13 protein-coding genes are annotated in these 17,085 nt (G+C 64.2%); 7 read left to right on the top strand and 6 right to left on the bottom strand.

The window, feature by feature from the left end:
* Positions 1 to 1,026: glycosyltransferase family 4 protein (locus G3N97_RS26770; RefSeq protein ID WP_205996055.1), on the top strand; the 1,026-nt coding region annotated here is incomplete at its 5' end.
* Between the two features lie 97 nt (positions 1,027 to 1,123).
* Here the strand turns inward: G3N97_RS26770 and G3N97_RS26775 are convergent.
* Genes G3N97_RS26775 through G3N97_RS26785 form a run of 3 tightly spaced genes read right to left on the bottom strand, consistent with a single transcriptional unit; the run spans position 1,124 to position 4,243 of the window.
* Positions 1,124 to 2,080, bottom strand: coding sequence for a GDP-mannose 4,6-dehydratase (locus G3N97_RS26775; RefSeq protein ID WP_205996056.1), 957 nt, complete (start codon positions 2,078 to 2,080; stop codon positions 1,124 to 1,126).
* Positions 2,067 to 3,110 carry a GDP-mannose 4,6-dehydratase gene (gene gmd / locus G3N97_RS26780; RefSeq protein WP_205996057.1) on the bottom strand — a complete coding sequence of 348 codons (1,044 nt, stop codon included), beginning with the start codon at positions 3,108 to 3,110 and terminating at the stop codon, positions 2,067 to 2,069. Before gmd ends, G3N97_RS26775 begins: the two co-directional genes overlap by 14 nt.
* A 44-nt stretch (positions 3,111 to 3,154) precedes the next feature.
* Complete coding sequence (locus G3N97_RS26785) at positions 3,155 to 4,243, bottom strand: acyltransferase (RefSeq protein ID WP_205996058.1); 1,089 nt, start codon at positions 4,241 to 4,243, stop codon at positions 3,155 to 3,157.
* Between the two features lie 379 nt (positions 4,244 to 4,622).
* On the opposite strand from G3N97_RS26785, the gene G3N97_RS26790 reads away from it, so the two are divergent.
* From G3N97_RS26790 to G3N97_RS26800, 3 genes are read left to right on the top strand one after another with little or no spacing between them, the layout of a single operon-like run.
* The gene (locus G3N97_RS26790) at positions 4,623 to 6,806 is read left to right on the top strand and encodes a hypothetical protein (protein WP_205996065.1); all 2,184 of its coding nucleotides are present in this window, start codon (positions 4,623 to 4,625) and stop codon (positions 6,804 to 6,806) included.
* Positions 6,807 to 6,845: 39 nt separating this feature from the next.
* The gene (locus G3N97_RS26795) at positions 6,846 to 8,312 is read left to right on the top strand and encodes a flippase (protein WP_205996059.1); all 1,467 of its coding nucleotides are present in this window, start codon (positions 6,846 to 6,848) and stop codon (positions 8,310 to 8,312) included.
* A complete protein-coding gene (locus tag G3N97_RS26800; protein WP_205996060.1) occupies positions 8,309 to 10,807 on the top strand; it encodes a glycosyltransferase family 4 protein in 2,499 nt (832 codons plus the stop codon). The genes G3N97_RS26795 and G3N97_RS26800 overlap by 4 nt, the downstream gene beginning before the upstream one ends.
* A gap of 141 nt (positions 10,808 to 10,948) precedes the next feature.
* Here G3N97_RS26800 and G3N97_RS26805 read toward each other — a convergent pair whose 3' ends face one another.
* The gene (locus G3N97_RS26805; RefSeq protein WP_241030847.1) at positions 10,949 to 12,064 is read right to left on the bottom strand and encodes an acyltransferase; all 1,116 of its coding nucleotides are present in this window, start codon (positions 12,062 to 12,064) and stop codon (positions 10,949 to 10,951) included.
* Positions 12,065 to 12,357: 293 nt separating this feature from the next.
* Here G3N97_RS26805 and G3N97_RS26810 point away from each other — a divergent pair, with 293 nt between their 5' ends.
* Entirely contained in the window at positions 12,358 to 12,501 is a 144-nt protein-coding gene (locus tag G3N97_RS26810) for a hypothetical protein (protein ID WP_167371401.1), read from the top strand.
* Between the two features lie 347 nt (positions 12,502 to 12,848).
* Positions 12,849 to 13,739, top strand: a complete 891-nt coding sequence (gene galU, locus G3N97_RS26815) for a UTP--glucose-1-phosphate uridylyltransferase GalU (protein ID WP_205996062.1) — start codon at positions 12,849 to 12,851, stop codon at positions 13,737 to 13,739.
* A gap of 78 nt (positions 13,740 to 13,817) precedes the next feature.
* Here the strand turns inward: galU and G3N97_RS26820 are convergent, their stop codons facing one another.
* The gene (locus tag G3N97_RS26820; RefSeq protein ID WP_176080213.1) at positions 13,818 to 14,342 is read right to left on the bottom strand and encodes a nucleoside deaminase; all 525 of its coding nucleotides are present in this window, start codon (positions 14,340 to 14,342) and stop codon (positions 13,818 to 13,820) included.
* A 74-nt stretch (positions 14,343 to 14,416) separates the two neighbouring features.
* Positions 14,417 to 15,517: a BMP family ABC transporter substrate-binding protein gene (locus G3N97_RS26825; RefSeq protein WP_205996063.1), complete on the bottom strand. Its 1,101-nt coding sequence runs from the start codon at positions 15,515 to 15,517 to the stop codon at positions 14,417 to 14,419.
* Between the two features lie 359 nt (positions 15,518 to 15,876).
* Here G3N97_RS26825 and G3N97_RS26830 point away from each other — a divergent pair.
* Positions 15,877 to 17,085: S53 family peptidase (locus G3N97_RS26830; protein WP_205996064.1), on the top strand; the 1,209-nt coding region annotated here is incomplete at its 3' end.

A 17,085-nucleotide genomic window follows, 5' to 3' on the forward strand; every position in this document is an offset into this window, starting at 1 on the left:
CGCGGCTCGCCCAAGGTGGCCGAAGACAGCGGCGGCGCGATCCAGGGCTTCGGCCCGGCCGCGCGCGCCTTGCCGTTCCGTCTGATGGACGCGCGCCGCGCGCTGCGCCGCGAAGTGCGCCGCGAACGCCCGGACGTGATCTCCTCGCACTTCGCGCTCTACACGTTCCCCGGCCTCGACGTCACGCGCGGCATTCCGCAGGTCTCGCATTTTCAGGGACCGTGGGCCGACGAGAGCTTCGTCGAAGGCGCGGCCTCGCTGAGTCAGCGCATCAAGCATTCGCTGGAGCAGTCGGTGTATGAGCGCTCGTCGCGTCTGATCGTGCTGTCGAAAGCATTCGGCGACATCCTCACGAAGCGTTACGCGATCTCGCCCGAACGCGTGCGCATCGTGCCGGGCTGCGTGGATACCGCGCATTTCGATCCGGCCTGCTCGCAAGGCGAAGCGCGTTTGCGCCTGCAACTGCCGCAGAATCGCCCGATCGTGCTGGCCGTGCGCCGCCTCGTGCGCCGCATGGGTCTCGAAGATCTGATCGACGCGATCAAACAGGTGAAGCAGCGTCATCCCGACGTGCTGTTGCTGATTGCCGGACGTGGCCGTCTGGAGTCGGAGTTGCAGCAGCGTATCGACGCAGCGGGTCTCACCGACAACGTGAAGCTGCTCGGTTTCGTGCCCGACGCGCATCTGCCGTCGCTGTATCGCGCCGCGACGCTGAGCGTGGTGCCGACGGTCGCGCTCGAAGGCTTCGGCCTGATCACGGTGGAGTCGCTGTCGGCGGGCACGCCCGTGCTGGTGACGCCGGTCGGCGGCCTGCCCGAAGCGGTGGCAGGACTGTCGCAGGATCTCGTGCTGCCTTCGACGGGCGCGGGCGCGATTGCCGAAGGTATCGACGGCGCGCTGTCCGGCCGCATCAAGATGCCCGACGAGCACGCATGCAAGGCCTACGCGCGCGAGCATTTCGACAATGCAGTGATCGCGAAGCGCGTGGCGGATGTCTACGCCGAAGCGATCGCGGCGGCGCATTGAGCGTCACGCGTAGCGAAGCCGGAAAATCAAAGCCGGAAAATGAAACTGCCGCTCGAAAGAGCGGCAGTTTTTTGAAGCGGAAGAAACAAGCGCAGCCTCATCGCGTATCGAGACACACCTGGCGCGCTTCTTCGTACATCCAGCGCAGCGTGTCTTCGAGCGGCTTGCGCGCGCTGTCGCCGACAATGCCGCGCAGCTTCGCATTCGAGCCGATCAACTGACGTACTTCGTTGGCGCGCACGAAACGCGGATCGACCTTGACTTCGATGCTGTAGCCCGCAATGCGCGAGAGCGCGTCGAGCAATGCGCCGAGCGTGTGGCCCGTGCCCGAGCACACATTGACGGTCGCGCCGCGCGGCGCCGCTTCGATCAGTTTCGCGTAGGCGTTCACCACGTCGCGCACATCGGAGAAGTCGCGCGCGACATGCAGATTGCCGAGCGAAATCGTCTTCTCGCCGCGTGCGTAGTGATCGACGATCTTCGGAATCAGGAAGTCCGCCGACTGACCCACGCCCGTGTAGTTGAACGGCCGCGCGACGACGATCGGCAACTGCGCGTCCCAGCGTTTCGCGACGTATTCCATCGCGAGCTTGCTCACGGCGTAGTCGTTCGCGGGCTGGGGCGCGACGGTTTCGTCGATCACGCCGTTGGTGGCGTTGCCGTAGATGTTCGCGCTGCTCGCGAGCAGCACCGCGCGCGGCACGTGGCGCTGATGCGCGAGCGCGTCGAGCAGGTTGCGCGTGCCGACCACGTTGACCACGTAAGTGCGCGCGACATCGCTGTCGGCCACGTGCGCCACGGCGGCGAGATGCACGACCACGTCCGGCTGCACCGTTTCGACCGCGTGCGCGAGCGCGCCGCGGTCGAGCAGATCGGCGGCGAGCGGCGTGACGATGTCGGCGATCTGCGTGTCGGCGAGCGTTTCGCCGGGACGCACCGTGCCCCAGACGCGATAGCCGCTCGACGCGAGCCGCGCCGCCATGTAGCGGCCGGTGAAGCCGCCCACGCCGGTGATCAGCGCGCGCGGGGCGCGCGTGTCGTCAGAACGTGTCATGTCGTTCGTTGCGGGTGAGGTCGGCCGTGACCATCATCTGGCAGAGCTGCTCCAGCGACGTCTGCGGCTCCCAGCCGAGCTTGGTGCGCGCCTTGTCCGAGCTGCCGATCAGCAGATCGACTTCGGCGGGGCGATAGAAACGCGGGCTCACGCGCACGAGCGTGCGGCCGTTCGAAATGTCGACACCGGTTTCGCGCTCGCCGCGGCCCGACCATTCGAGCTGATAACCGGCCGCCGCGAAAGCCATTGTCACGAAGTCGCGCACGGTTTCGGTGCGGCCCGTCGCGAGCACATAGGTGTCGGGTTCGTCGGCCTGCAGCATGCGCCACATGCCTTCGACGTATTCGGAGGCGTAGCCCCAGTCGCGCTTGGCGTCGAGATTGCCGAGTTCGAGCACGCTCTGCTTGCCGAGCTTGATCTTCGCGACGGCGTCCGTGATCTTGCGCGTCACGAATTCGCGGCCGCGCAGCGGCGATTCGTGATTGAAGAGAATGCCGCTGGTCGCGAAGATGTCATAGGACTCGCGGTAATTCACGGTCGACCAGTGCGCGAACAGCTTGGCGATGCCATACGGGCTGCGCGGATAGAAGGGCGTATCTTCGCGCTGCGGCACGGCCTGGACCTTGCCGAACATTTCGGACGTCGACGCCTGGTAGTAGCGCGTGCGCGGATTCACCACGCGAATCGCTTCGAGCAGATTGAGCGCGCCGATGCCGGTGACTTCGGCGGTCGTGACGGGCTGATCGAACGACACGCCCACGAAGCTCTGCGCCGCGAGGTTGTAGATCTCGCCCGCCTGCGAGCGTTCGAGCAGACGCATGGTCGAGCCCGCATCGGTGAGATCGTGCTCGACGAGTTCGAGCGAGGGATGATCGGTGACGCCGAGTTCGTTCATGCGCCAGAAATTGACCGAACTGGTGCGCCGGTAAGTGCCGACCACCTGATAGCCCTTGTCGAGCAGCAGTTTGGTCAGATACGCGCCGTCCTGGCCGGATACGCCGGTGATGATCGCTTTGCGTCGTTCGTTCATGTGTATACCTTTGAAGTAGCGAACGTGGAAACGGAAACTGCCTTTCAGGACTGCGAGCTGGACGCGCTCACGCCGCGCACCGTGGCGCTCGCGCCAACCGGCGTCGAGCGGCGCGACGGTCCGCGCGTGAGGCGTTTTTCGAACAGGAACCAGCTGGCGCTTGCGTAGGCGAGCGTGATGGCGAGCGCGATGGCCGCGCTCACCGGGCGGCTGTAGTGGTGCTCCCACACCGCATAGAGAATCGTGAGGTGAATCAGGTAGATCGTGTAGCTGATGGTGCCCACATAGACGAGCACCGGATTGCAGAGCAGACGCTTGACGATGCCCTTCGATTGCAGCGCGACCACGACCGCCGACGTGCAGAGCACGAGCGACACGCTATAGAGCAGCGCATTCGACAGCGGCGTGTTCATGCCGCGAAAACGCGGGTAATGCAGATGCAGCCACGCGAGCACCGCGAGCGCCGCGAAGAAGAAAATCGCCGCGGGCACCTTGAACGGCTCGAGCGCATTGCGGTCGCGGCGCACCATCACGGCGAGCAGCGAACCGGCGGCGAGCAGGTCCATGCGGAACGGCGTGAGGTAGTAGATCGGCCAGTAGCTGTCGAACCACGGCGTCGCGATGGCGCGCAGCACCGGCACGATCAGCACGAGTGCGACAGCCACCACGGCGAGCAGGCGGCGCGGCAGCAACAGCACCACGAAGGGCCAGAAGATGTAGAACTGCTCTTCGACGGCGAGCGACCAGAGAATGTTGAGACTGTCGTGGCCGCTCTGGCCGAGCGCATCGCCGATATTGGTCGCGAAGAACGCATACCACGGCCAGTAACGCGCCCAGCCGAGGCCGAACAGCAGCGACGACACGATCATCAGCAGGATGTACGGCGGCAGAATGCGGCGCACGCGTCGCGCGTAGAAATAGCTGAAGTACGACTGCCCGCGCGCCTTGCGTTCGAGCAGGATGCCCGTGATCAGAAAGCCGCTCAGCACGAAGAACAGATCCACGCCCATCCATAGCGGCGCCTTGAGCGCGTGCTGTGCGAAAACGGCGAGCACGGCGATGGCGCGCAGGCCGTCGAGCTGGACGATGCGGTGGGCGTGTTGCGGTGGGCTGGCGAGGCTGTTAACGGTCATCGGTTATCCGGTGGGTTCATACGTGCACAGTCCGGATCATTCTAGAAAGAATTAAATGGTCAAAAAGCCGAAATATATCGATGGGCCGATTTTTAAAATGAAAGCCGATTTAGATCGGTAAATATGAATCGGCGCACGCGGAAGTGGTGATTGCGAAATCGGGAAAATCTTGCTGATCGCCCATGCGGCATGGCTTTGCGCGCGGCGCGAGTATTTATTTCGCAAACGCCGGACAGGTGCGGGTTTCGATTGAATTTTTTTGAATTATTTTCGCTTTTTGTGGGGTGATTTTTCACCGTGAATGTACGGCATGATCCAGCGGAATCGCCGTATTCTGACCGGAGGAATTGCCTTGCCGTTTCCGATTCCCGACCGCCGCATGCGCAGGGCGCTGGCGCTGGCCGCATTGAGCGCGTTCGTCTGTACCTCGTCGGTGCAGACGCTTGCCGCGCCGACACTGAACGTCACGACGTCGTGGATCGGCAATACCTTTGGTTATGGCCAGGGGACGTGGACGCAGATCAATATCACCGCGATCGCGGTCACGCCTGAAGGCAAGGTCTTCACGAACGCGCCGTGGGATGAAAGCGGCGGTGAGATCAGCGCCTACCAGGACGGCAAATCGCTCGGCTTCGCGGGCGGCACGCATGGTTGGGGCGGGCAGGGCGGCAACGCCGTGGCGCTCAATCACCGCTATCTGTATGCGGCCGTGGGCGTGAGCAACGAGAAGGGCCATCTGGTGGGCGGCGGCGTGTGGCCCGACAAGGGGCGCCAGTGGTTCGGCATCACACGTCGTCCGCTCGACGAGCCCAAACGCGCAGCCGCGTTCCAGGCCTCGCCGCAGCCGCTCAATCCGCATGCGCAGCTCGCCAGCGCCTTCCTGAAGATCGCCGATGTGCCCACAGGTCAGCACGCCGATGTGGGCGGACTCGCGGCCACCGACACGCTGCTCTACGTGAGCAACACGTCGATGAATCGCATCGAGGTCTACGACGCGAACTCGATGCAGCGTAAGTCGCAATTCGACGTGCACGAGCCGGGCCGCATTGCGCTGGCCGCCGATGGTTCGCTGTGGGTGCTGACCGGCACCGTGAACGACCGCGCGCCGCGCGTCGCGCATTATTCGCCGGACGGCAAGCCGCTCGGCGATACGCTCGAACTGCCCGCCGATACCCAGGCCGTCGATCTCGCGGTGGATCCCTCGCAACGCATTCTGGTCGCCGACAACGGCCCGCGCCAGCAGATCCTGATCTACGCGCGCAACGGCAAGAACTACGCCGCGAGCGGCACGCTCGGCGAGCGCGGCGGCATTTTCTCGGGCGTCGCCGGACGTCCCGGCCCGGGCCGCTTCAACGGCCTCACGGGCGTGGGCACGGATGCGAAGGGCAACATCTACGTCTCGACCAACGGCATCGGCCCGAAACACGACACGATCGGCGCGGGCCTGGGCGCGACGCTCGAAAGCTACGCGCCCGACGGCAAGCGCCAGTGGATCGTGGAAGGGCTGCTGTTCGTCGACGGCGCGTGGATGGATCCGGCGCGGCCCAACAGCGTCTATACCGGCAACAAGCGTTTCGAACTCGATCTGTCGAAGCCGCCGGGGCAGGACTCGAAATACGTAGGGTTCCTGTCTAATCGATTCAAATATCCCGACGACCCGGTGTTTCACACGGATCAGTGGCCCGGACTGCCGACGGCGCGCCAGCTCAACGGTCACACGTTCCTGTATCTCACCGACATGTACGCGGATCACCTGAAGATCTATCGCTTCGATGCGCAACACGACGGCGAGACTGCGATTCCTTCGGGCTTTATCGCGGGCCGCGAGCGTCCCGTGCTGCACGTGCCGAACGCGCCGCCGGGCGGCGACTGGATCTGGCGCGACGTCAACGGCAACGGCGCGTTCGATACCGACGAATACACGCGCAATCCGGGCCGCGAAAAGCTCGGCGGCGGCTGGGGCTGGTGGATCGACACGCGCGGCGACATCTGGCGCGCGCGCGACGAGAAAGGCATCTGGCGCTTCCGTTTCGGCGGCCTCGATTCGAAGGGCAATCCGATCTACTCGTACGACAAGCTCGACAAGTACGAGATTCCGGCGCCGTTCACCGAAGTGCATCGCGCGATCTACGAACCGGAAACAGACACGCTCTACGTGACCGGCTATACCGCCGACGCGCCGCACGATCCGGGCTTCTGGAAGGAAGCGGGCCGCGTGTTGGTGCGCTACGACAAATGGTCGAGCGGTCATCCCGAACAGCGCTACGTGTTGCGCCTGCCGTGGGACCCGAAGGCGAAGCCGCCGGTCACGCCCGCGGGCCTCACTGTGGAAGGGCAATACATCTTCGTGGTGGAGCCTGCGGGCAACGTCCACGTGTTCGACAAGACGAGTGCGAAGGAGATCGGCACCTTCGGCCCCGGCGCGGAAGTGGGCAATGCGTCGGGCTGGGTCGACGTGCCCTTCGGCATCACGGCGCATCGCCAGCCCAATGGCGAATACCTGATCTTCGTGGAAGAGGATGCACGCGGCAAGGTGCTCATGTACCGCTGGAAACCGGCTTGATGCGCGCGTCCGCCGCCTCGCCACGCTACTGGACAATCTATGGATAAAGGCATTCTGCGCAACGTTGCGATCAACCTGTTCGGGCTCATACTGCCGACCTTCGTGTCGCTCGTCACGGTGCCCTCGTACATCAAGATGCTGGGCGTCGAACGCTACGGCGTGATCGCGCTCGTGTGGACGCTGATCGGCTATTTCAGCGTGCTCGATCTCGGCATGAGCATGGCCGCGCAGAACCAGATCTCGAAGGCCTATGCGTCGAAAGACGCCGACGCCTGCGAGCGCGTGTTCTGGAGCGCCTTCTGGCTCAACTTCATTACCGGCGCGATTGGCGGCCTGCTGATCTACTCGGGCGGCGCGTTCTACACCGCGTACTTCACGCACGTCACGCCCGAACTGCGCCACGAGGTCTATCTCGCGCTGCCGTGGCTCGCGGTGGCGATTCCGATCGCGAACGTTTCGTGGGTGTTCGCGGGCGCGATCAACGGCGCGGAACGCTTCGGCATCTACAACACGAACCAGACGCTCGGGACCTTTCTGTTCCAGCTTCTGCCGCTCGGCGCGGCTTGGGTCATCGCACCGAATCTGCAGACCGTGCTCGCCGCCGCCGTGATGGCGCGTCTCTTTGCGGGCCTGCTGCTCGGCCGCTCCGCATTGCGCGTGCTCGGCATTCGCCGCGTGCTCGGTCCGCGTCTGGACACCTCGAAGGCGCTGTTCAATTTCGGCGGCTGGATGCTGGTCGCGAGCATTACGACGATGGTCGCCGACTCGCTCGACCGCATGATGCTCGGCGCGGGCCTCGGCGCGCGTTTCGTCACGTATTACACGGTGCCGCAGAACCTCGTCACGCGTTTGAACATGGTGCCGAACGCGCTCGTTCGCACGTTGTTTCCGCGTCTTTCCGCGCTGCGCCGCGAGCACGCCGACGAGATCGCCGCGCAGTCGCTGCAATTTCTCAACGCGATTTTCACGCCCGTGGCGATCGGCGCGATCGTCGTGCTCGAACCCTTCCTGCGCGTGTGGGTCGGTCCGGTTATCGCCGAACATGGCGCGCCGGTGGGCCGTTTCCTGATCGTCGCCGTGTGGCTGATCGGGCAGGCGGGCGTCACGCGCATCCTGATCCAGTCGCAGAACAACCCGGCCGTGGCCGCGCGCGTCGGCCTGATCGAATTGCCGCTGTTTGCGGGGCTGCTGTGGCTCGGCATCGACCGTTTCGGTCTGCCCGGCGCGGCGGCGGCCGTGCTGTTCCGCTCGCTGTTCGATTACGTCGTGCTGCTGTGGCTGTCACGCATTCATAGTCGCGCGATCGTCGTCGATATGTGTGCACACCTGAGTTTTCTCGCCGCCGCGCTCGGAATCGCGTGGTGGGTGCCGGACGCGCTCGTCGCGATCGGCGCGGGCGTGGTGCTGGCGCTCGCCAACTGCGCGTGGTCGGTGATCACGACGCCGTTGCTGCGCGGCTACGTCCGTTCCCTTTTGTTTCGTCTCAACTCCCGGAAAAGCGCATGAGTCATGAACTGATCGACGAAGCGGCGTCGTCCGAACGCGCCGCCGCGCCTGTCCAACGGCGCGACGCTTCTTCTCCCTCGCGCGGCGAATCGCGCACGGTCACCGAGTTGCGGCCCGCGCACGAAGGACGCGCCGCGCGGCGTCGTCCGCGCGTGGCCATCGTGCACGACTGGCTCGTCACCTACGCGGGCGCCGAGCGCGTGCTCGAACAGATCATCGACTGTTTCCCCGACGCGGATCTGTTTTCCGTGGTCGATTTCGTCGACGACAAGGATCGCGGCTTCCTGCGCGGCAAGCGCGCGACGACGTCGTTCGTGCAGCGTCTGCCGAAAGCGCGCACGAAGTATCGCGCCTACCTGCCCTTCATGCCGCTCGCGATCGAGCAGCTCGACGTCTCCGATTACGACGTGGTGATTTCGAGTTCGCACGCGGTCGCCAAGGGCGTGCTGACCGGGCCGGACCAGTTTCATATCAGCTACGTGCATTCGCCGATTCGTTATGCGTGGGATCTGCAGCATCAATATCTGCAGGAGTCGAAGCTCACGCGCGGACCGAAGTCGATGCTCGCGCGGCTGATTCTTCACTACATCCGCAATTGGGATGTGCGCACGGCGAATTCCGTCGACCAGTTCGTGGCCAATTCGGAATTCATCGCGCGGCGCATTCACAAGGTGTATCAGCGGGAAGCGGAGGTGGTGTATCCGCCCGTCGATGTCGATGCGTTCGAGCTGGAAACGAAGAAGGAAGATTTTTATCTGACCGCTTCGCGACTCGTGCCGTACAAGAAGATCGATCTGATCGTCGAGGCGTTTGCGCGGATGCCGGACAAGAAACTCGTCGTGATCGGCGATGGTCCCGACATGCAGAAGGTCCGCGCGAAAGCGGGTCCGAATGTGGAAGTGATGGGGTATCAGCCGTTCGCGGTGCTGCACGATCGCATGCGCCGCGCGAAGGCGTTCGTGTTCGCGGCGGAAGAAGACTTCGGCATTTCGGTGGTGGAAGCGCAGGCGTGCGGCACGCCGGTGATTGCGTATGGCAAGGGCGGTGCGCTCGAAACCGTGCGCGATACCGGTTCGCATCCGACCGGTCTGTTCTTCGACGAGCAGCGTGCGGAAGCGATCATCGCGGCGGTGGCGTCGTTCGAGCGCGACCCCGGACGATTCCGCGCCGAGGCGTGCCGCGCGAACGCGGAGCAGTTTTCGGCGCAGCATTTCCGCGAGCAGTTTTTCGCGCGCGTGGCGCAGGCCGTGCCCGCCATCGCCGAAGCGGGCATGGCGCGCGCGCCCGTTGCACCGCCGCCCGATACGCGTGGCGATGCAGCCGCAAGCAACGCGCCGCGCGTGTTGGCGATCGATCAGAGCGGCGTGCTGGGCGGCGCCGAGTTGTCCTTGCTCGAAGTGGTGAAGGGCCTGCGTTCGCGCATCGAAGTGCTGCTGTTCAACGACGGGCCGTTCCGAGAAGCGCTCGACGCCGCGGGCGCGCGCGTCGATGTGCTCGATTCGGGCGCGCTGCAAAACGTGCGGCGTGACGGCGGCGCTGCGCCGAAGCTGGGCGTGCTCGCCGGCATCGCTTCGCTGGTGCGCGAAACGCGCCGCCGCGCGCGCGAAGCCGACGTGCTCTATGCGAACACGCAGCGCGCAATGGTGATCGGCGTGCTGGCGGGCAAGCTCGCGCGCAAGCCGGTCGTCTGGCATCTGCGCGATATCGTCAGCGACGAGCATTTCGGGCGCGTGCAGCGCGCCGTCATCAAAGGCTGCGCGAAGCTCGGCCTCGCGCACGTGATTGCGAATTCGCATGCGTCGGCGCAGGTGTTCACCGATCTCACGCGCTTCGACGCGCGTCGTATCGACGTCGTGCATAACGGTGTCGACGAATCGCCGTTCCGCGCGCTCGCACGAGTACCGCAGGCGCAGTTGCGCGCGCAGATCGGCTTGCCGCAGGACGCGTTTCTGGTCGGTGCATTCAGCCGTCTCGCGCGCTGGAAAGGCCAGCATGTGCTGCTCGAAGCGTTGTTGCTCGAACCGCGCGCGCACGCCGTGTTCGTCGGCGCGCCGCTGTTTGGCGAAGATGCTTACGCGCAGGAACTGCATGACTTCGTGAAGGCGAACGGTCTGGAATCGCGCGTGCATTTCCTCGGTTTCCGTCACGATATCGCGGCCTGCATGCGCGCGATGGATGTGATCGCGCATACGTCGATCACGGCCGAGCCGTTCGGCCGCGTGGTAGTCGAAGGCATGTTCGCGCAGCGGCCCGTGGTGGCGTCGCGCGACGGCGGCGTGACCGAGATCGTCACGCACGGCAAGAGCGGTTTGCTCTGCACGCCGGGTGACGCGCGCGAACTCGCAACGACGCTGGGCGCACTCTACGACGACGCGACGCTGCGCGAGCGGCTCGCGCAGGACGGCCTGGCAGTGGCTCGTGAGCGCTTCGGCAAGGAACAGTATGTGGAGGCCGTCGAGCGCGTGCTGGACGGCGTGGCGGCCCGCGCGCGTTAAGTCGTATCGCGACCGGACAGCGACCGAAAGACGGCACGCGGATTCAGGGAGGAAGCGTCTGCCCACGCAGGCCGGCGCAGCAAAAGAAAGGGGCCGCATATGCGGCCCCTTTCTTCATGGCGAGATGTGAATCGCGTGGAATCACACCGTGCGCTTGCGTAGACGCGCCGCCACATTGAGCGCGGGGCGTTCGAAGAGTCGATAAAACACCCACGCGACCGGCAGCACCGCGAGCGTGAAGCCAAATGACGGCCAGATCGACGTTTGCAGTTCCGAGCGGAACAGCAGCGAGCCGAGCAGCACGAACAGCGGCAGGTGTATCAGATACAGCGAGTAGCTGAAGTCGCCGAGCTTCGAGAACAGCGGCAGCAGCACGCCGCCGCTCGCCAGCGGGCGCGCGAGCGCCTTGACGAGATAGCAGGCGAACGCGCAGGCCCAGAGCTGGAACGCGCCGTACTGGCCGAAGTGGAACGCGGCGCAGCCCGCGACCGCGAACACGGCGGCGGCGGGCCAGGCGAAGCGAAAGCCCTCGGAGCCGCGCAAACGCGCTTCGGCAATCCACGCGCCGAGCATCCACGAGAACCAGTAGGACGTGAAGAACACGATGTCGTGCGGCGCGAGCGTGAGCGCCGAAATCACGTTGATGGCGGCGACCGCGGCGAGCACCGCGTTGAAGCCGAAGCGGCGGCGCGCAGCGAACAATAGCGGGTAGAGCAGGTAGAACTGCACTTCGAGCGAGAGCGTCCAGAGCGCGCCGTTCGAGCCGTAGGTCTTGCCCGCCACGCCTTGCAGCGAGAGCAGATTGACGAGAAAGGCCTGCGGGCCGATGTCGAGAATCTTGTGGCTCACGGGCGTCATCGTCAGGCTGATCGAATCGGCGACGAAGGTAAGTGCGAGCGCCGCGAGCAGCACCGGATAGATCCGCACGAAACGGCGCAGCCAGAATTGCTTCGCATCGAGCTGGAAGCCGGGATTCGCGAGCAGGCGCGCGGCGCCGCTGCGGTGAATGCAATAGCCGCTGATGACGAAGAAGATCGGCACGCCCGCCGATCCCCACGCCACCGGCAGCGTGAGCCACGCGGCGATCGTGCCGGGGCTCGCGAGGCTCGCGTGGGTCTGGTGGAAGGCGCCCATGCCGATCCAGGTGACCTGGCGGCAATGGAAATAGGCCACGAGCAGGGCGGCGAAGCCGCGCAGTGCGTCGATCAAATGATCGCCGGCGACGACGGCGGCTGCGGGCCGCGTGGCGGCGGGCATGGCGGATGCTGGCGGCAGAACGGTTTCGAGTGCGGGATCGCTCATCGTATGCACAGGGAGTCCAGGGTACTTCGCGATCTTAGGCGGCCCGCGCGACGAAATTATGCAAAAGTTTTTCGAAAAGTATTCCTGGCGTATTCCTGGAAATTGGGAAAAATGAGGGATAGCGGACGGTGAATTAATGCCGGTTGCGTCGAAATCGGGAAATAAAACCTTGTAACCTTAAAGCGATTTATTTGCGCAATTTGAGGTGCTAGCGTGAAGGGGATCGCCTATGGTCGCTGGAGATTTCGATGAACCTGCATTTGCTGGCCGGCATTGCCGTGCTGTTGATACTCGTCGCGGTGTCGGCGTATCGGGAGGCGCTGCGAAATGAGCCTATCCGGCGCTCTCGCACGCAATCGGCCCGATTGCCGCCCGCCGACGAAGCGGAGTAAACTGCGCGGGCATCGTTGTGCCATTCGTGCAATTTCGTGTCATTGCGCCGCGCTTCGCGCACTCGCGCTGACACAGCGCCACTTGCCGATAAGCTGATCCGGAAATTCATGCCGGTTATTCGAATCGCATGGTAATAATTTCCGTGAAGCCGCAGTAAATCGGCGTTAAGTCGGCGGCATTGAGTCCGCGTCGGATTTAATTCGGATTTTTGTCTTTTTATTTTTCCGCCAAAAGACTCGGTCGATGCCTTTCAATATAAAAAAGTTGCTGTAACAGAACATTCGGGGATGCCGGCTTGCCTTGCTGCGAGACCGTTACTCAAACGATCGAACTGGGAATGGACATCATGCTGAAAGTTACCAAAGCGGTATTTCCTGTTGCGGGCCTCGGTACGCGCTTCTTGCCTGCCACCAAGGCCAGCCCGAAGGAAATGCTGCCGATCGTCGACAAGCCGCTCATTCAATATGCGGTGGAAGAGGCGATCGCTGCGGGAATCACCGAGATGATTTTCGTGACCGGGCGCAGCAAGCGCGCAATCGAAGATCATTTCGACAAATCGTACGAGATCGAGGCTGAACTCGAAGCCCGCAACAAACAAAAGCTGCTCGACCTCGTTCGCAGCATCAAACCCCGTAACGTGGACTGCTTTTATGTGCGTCAGGCCGAAGCGCTCGGTCTGGGTCACGCGGTGCTGTGCGCCGAAAAGCTTGTGGGCGGCAGCCCGTTCGCGGTGATTCTCGCCGACGACCTGCTGTATAGCCCCACGCCGGTGATGAAGCAGCTCGTCAACACCTTCAACCACTATCACAGCTCGGTGGTCGGCGTGGAAGCCATTCCGCGTGAGCACACCGCGCAATATGGCGTGGTCGATGGCCGCGAGTGGGAAGAGGACGTGTTCAAGCTCTCGGGCATCGTCGAAAAGCCGGCGCCGGAAGTCGCGCCGTCGAATCTCGGCGTGGTGGGCCGCTATGTGCTGATGCCGACGATCTTCGATCACCTGCGCGCGCTCAAGCCGGGCGCGGGCGGCGAACTGCAGCTCACCGACGGTCTGCAATCGCTGCTGACTGAAGAGCAGGTGCTCGCGTACCGCTACATGGGCACGCGTTTCGATTGCGGCAGCAAGCTCGGTTATCTGAAGGCCACGGTGGAATTCGCGCTGCGTCACCCGGAGGTGAAGGACGAATTCGAGGCCTATTTGCAGAACCATCTGCCGCAAGCGCTGGCTGCGGCCGCGTAATCCGGCAATCGGTTCAGGAAACGCATGGCGCGTGAGGCGCGCCATGCGTTTTCACGCTGGACTCGCTCTTTCAGGCTTTCAGGCGCGCGCTTGCCAGAACGCGCGCTGCACACGCATCACGTCGTCCTCCACATCGGCTACGGGGCCGATCAGTTCGACGGGCTTCTGGCAGTGATCGAACACATAGCGCGACGCGACGCTCATCGTCGGGTTCTCGGCGTGATTGCCGGTGGCCTCCAGCAAACGCGCTTCGGTCATGCCGAACACCACGCGGCCGATATTGGCCCAGTAGGCCGTGCCCGCGCACATGCAGCACGGTTCGACCGACGTGTAGAGCGTGCACGCCCATAAATAATCGGCGCTGAAATTCATCGCGGCAATGCGCGCGAGCACGGATTCCGCGTGATTCACGGTGTCGACGTTGCCTTGCTCGATCAGCACGGTTTCGTGATCGGGGCCGACGAGGATCGCGCCGAACGGATGGTGTCCGAACGACGCGGCCCGTTCGCCCACGGCCGCCGAACGCCGCAGATGACGCACGATCTGTTCGTGCGTCGGCGCGGTGCGTGGCGGCGCAGTGGACGATTGATGGGTCGGGTTCATCGCTGGGTGTCTCCGTCTTGATTGCAGAAAAGGCCTGATTTTCAGGCCTTTTCTGCATTTTATAAATCGCTAGCTTACTTCGGCACCGTGCCGTCCACGCCTTCGACGAACCAGTTCAGGCGCAGCAGATCGGTATCCGACAGCGCCTTGCCCGCGGCCACGCGAATCGCGCCCGATTGATCTTTGATCGGACCGGCGAACGGATCGAATTTACCGGCGACGATCGCCTCGCGCTTCTCGGCCAGCGCCTTTTGCGCGGTCGGCGAAACGGCCTGCGTGTTGATATCGGCGAGATCGATGGCCTTTTCCTTGAGGCCCCACCAGACCGGCGCGTTGGTCCACGTACCCGACATCACCTGCTGGATCAGATGCGAGTAATAGACTCCCCAGTAGCTCACGCACGCGCCGAGCTGGGCGTTCGGACCGAACTTCTTCATGTCCGAATCCCAGCCGAATGCGTGCACTTTCTTCTGCTCGGCGGTTTGCATCGTCGCCGTGGAGTCGGTGTTCTGGATCAGCACGTCGGCGCCCTGGCCGATCAGCGTTTCGGCGGCCTGCTTTTCCTTGCCAGGATCGAACCAGCTATTGATCCAGATAACCTTGGTGCGGACCTTCGGGTTCACCGAACGCGCGCCCATCGTGAAGGCGTCGATATTGCGCACGACTTCGGGCACCGGCACCGAGCCGACGAAACCGAGCGTGTTGGACTTCGTCGTGTAGCCCGCGACCACGCCCGCGAGATACGCGCTCTGATACGTGCGCACGTCGTAGGTCGCGAAGTTCGGTGCTTTCTTGTAGCCCGTCGCGTGCATGAAGACCGTGTCGGGATAGTCCTTCGCCACTTTTAGTTCGAAGTCCTGAAAACCGAAACTCGAGCCGACGATGATCTTGTTGCCTTTCGCGGCGAGGTCGCGGAACACGCGTTCGGAGTCGGCCGATTCGGGCACGTCCTCGACGCGCGTCACCTTGATCTTGTCGCCGTATTGCGCTTCGACGGCTTTCACGCCTTGTTCGTGCGCGTAGGTCCAGCCTGCATCGCCGGGATTGCCGAGGTAGACGAAGGCCACGCCCATCGGCGCGGTGGCGGCGTGTCCGATGCCGCTCGTGAGGGCGGCGAACAGAGCGGCAAGGAGCGGTGCGCAAACGCGGCGCGCGCGGGACAGGCGGTCTTTCATGAATTCTCCGGTGAAGGGCAAGTCGTGTTTGCACCATGTTCCCGAGCCAAATATAAGGGAAATATTTGTGTCCCTTATTGCGGGTATAACGGAATCAATATGAAAGGCCGCTGCGGCAAAGTGGAGAGCGGGCGCCTGGGCATGCCGAATGCGCTCCCCGACCGGTTTTGCCCAATGTGGCTGCGTATGGGCGATTTGCATGGATTCTCACGCGCGTCGACCACGCGCGGACTCATGCGCGATGAATGAACACGCGTGGCGCGCCGCCGCCGCGCGGAACCCGATCACCCGACCGTGGGTCTTTCATAGCGTGGAGAGACGCACGACCGAGATTCACGACGAAAACAGGAGAGCCGTTCATGACCCGTCATCCCGTGGCAGGCAGCGATCATCCGGCGCCGACCGGCGCGCAATGCGTCGGCGCTTGCGATCCCGCGGAGCATTTCGAGATCGTCCTCATCTTGCGGCGTCAGGCGCAGGCCGCATTCACCGAACTGGTCGACAAGATCGCCTCGGGCGCGGCGGGCGCGCAGCCCGTTTCGCGCGCGGACTACGAGAAGCGCTTCGGCGCGTCGCAGGCCGATATCCAAAGCGTCGAGACCTTTGCGAAGGCGCACGGCCTGAGCGTCGTGAGCGCCGATGCGGGCGCGCGGCGCGTGGTGCTTTCGGGTACCGTGCAGCAATACAACGCGGCATTCGGCGTCGATTTGCAGCGCTTCGAGCATCAAGTCGGCACGCTCAAGCAGCACTATCGCCAGCCGAACGGCCCGGTGCATCTGCCCGACGACATGCACGAGATCGTCACCGCCGTGGTCGGGCTCGACAACCGCGCGAAGGTGCGGCCGCACTTTCGCATCGAATCGACGCAGGGCGCGCAGAACGATAACCCGATCCACGCGCCCATCCGCGCCGCGCGCGCCGTGAATCGCTCGTTCACGCCGCTCGAACTCGCGAGCCTCTACGATTTCCCCGCCGGCGACGGCAAGGGCCAGTGCATCGCGCTGATCGAAATGGGCGGCGGCTACGCGGAATCGGACCTCACGGCCTATTTCAGCGCGCTCGGCGTGGCGATGCCGAAGGTGGAAGCGGTGTCCGTCGATCAGGCGAAGAACGCGCCGACCGGCGACGCGAACGGCCCCGACGGCGAAGTGACGCTCGACGTCGAAATCGCGGGCGCGCTCGCGCCGGCGGCGCTGATCGCGGTATACTTCGCGCCCAACAGCGAAGCCGGTTTCGTCGATGCGGTGAGCGCGGCGCTGCACGACAGCCAGCGCAAGCCCTCGGTCATTTCGATCAGCTGGGGCGCGCCCGAATCGGCGTGGTCGCAGCAGACGCTCGGCGCGCTCAACGACGCGCTGCAAACCGCCGTCGCGCTGGGCGTGACGGTGTGCGCGGCATCGGGCGACAGCGGCTCGTCCGATGGCCTGACCGACGGCGCCGATCACGTCGATTTCCCGGCGTCGAGCCCGTACGCGCTCGGCTGCGGCGGCACGCACGTCACGGCCGCGAACGGCCAGATCACGCGCGAGACCGTCTGGGGCAGCGCCGCCGCGCAGGGCGACGGCGCG

This window comes from Paraburkholderia sp. Ac-20347 (assembly GCF_017104805.1).
GTDB lineage: Bacteria > Pseudomonadota > Gammaproteobacteria > Burkholderiales > Burkholderiaceae > Paraburkholderia > Paraburkholderia tropica.

What these genes read in the sequence shown, in the direction of transcription:
- gmd (WP_205996057.1), bottom strand. Translation starts at nt 3,110, where the DNA reads ATGAACGAACGACGCAAAGCGATCATCACCGGCGTATCCGGCCAGGAC.
- galU (WP_205996062.1), top strand. Translation starts at nt 12,849, where the DNA reads ATGCTGAAAGTTACCAAAGCGGTATTTCCTGTTGCGGGCCTCGGTACG.
- G3N97_RS26820 (WP_176080213.1), bottom strand. Translation starts at nt 14,342, where the DNA reads ATGAACCCGACCCATCAATCGTCCACTGCGCCGCCACGCACCGCGCCG.
- G3N97_RS26805 (WP_241030847.1), bottom strand. Translation starts at nt 12,064, where the DNA reads ATGCCCGCCGCCACGCGGCCCGCAGCCGCCGTCGTCGCCGGCGATCAT.
- G3N97_RS26795 (WP_205996059.1), top strand. Translation starts at nt 6,846, where the DNA reads ATGGATAAAGGCATTCTGCGCAACGTTGCGATCAACCTGTTCGGGCTC.
- G3N97_RS26800 (WP_205996060.1), top strand. Translation starts at nt 8,309, where the DNA reads ATGAGTCATGAACTGATCGACGAAGCGGCGTCGTCCGAACGCGCCGCC.
- G3N97_RS26775 (WP_205996056.1), bottom strand. Translation starts at nt 2,080, where the DNA reads ATGACACGTTCTGACGACACGCGCGCCCCGCGCGCGCTGATCACCGGC.
- G3N97_RS26785 (WP_205996058.1), bottom strand. Translation starts at nt 4,243, where the DNA reads ATGACCGTTAACAGCCTCGCCAGCCCACCGCAACACGCCCACCGCATC.
- G3N97_RS26790 (WP_205996065.1), top strand. Translation starts at nt 4,623, where the DNA reads ATGCGCAGGGCGCTGGCGCTGGCCGCATTGAGCGCGTTCGTCTGTACC.
- G3N97_RS26825 (WP_205996063.1), bottom strand. Translation starts at nt 15,517, where the DNA reads ATGAAAGACCGCCTGTCCCGCGCGCGCCGCGTTTGCGCACCGCTCCTT.
- G3N97_RS26810 (WP_167371401.1), top strand. Translation starts at nt 12,358, where the DNA reads ATGAACCTGCATTTGCTGGCCGGCATTGCCGTGCTGTTGATACTCGTC.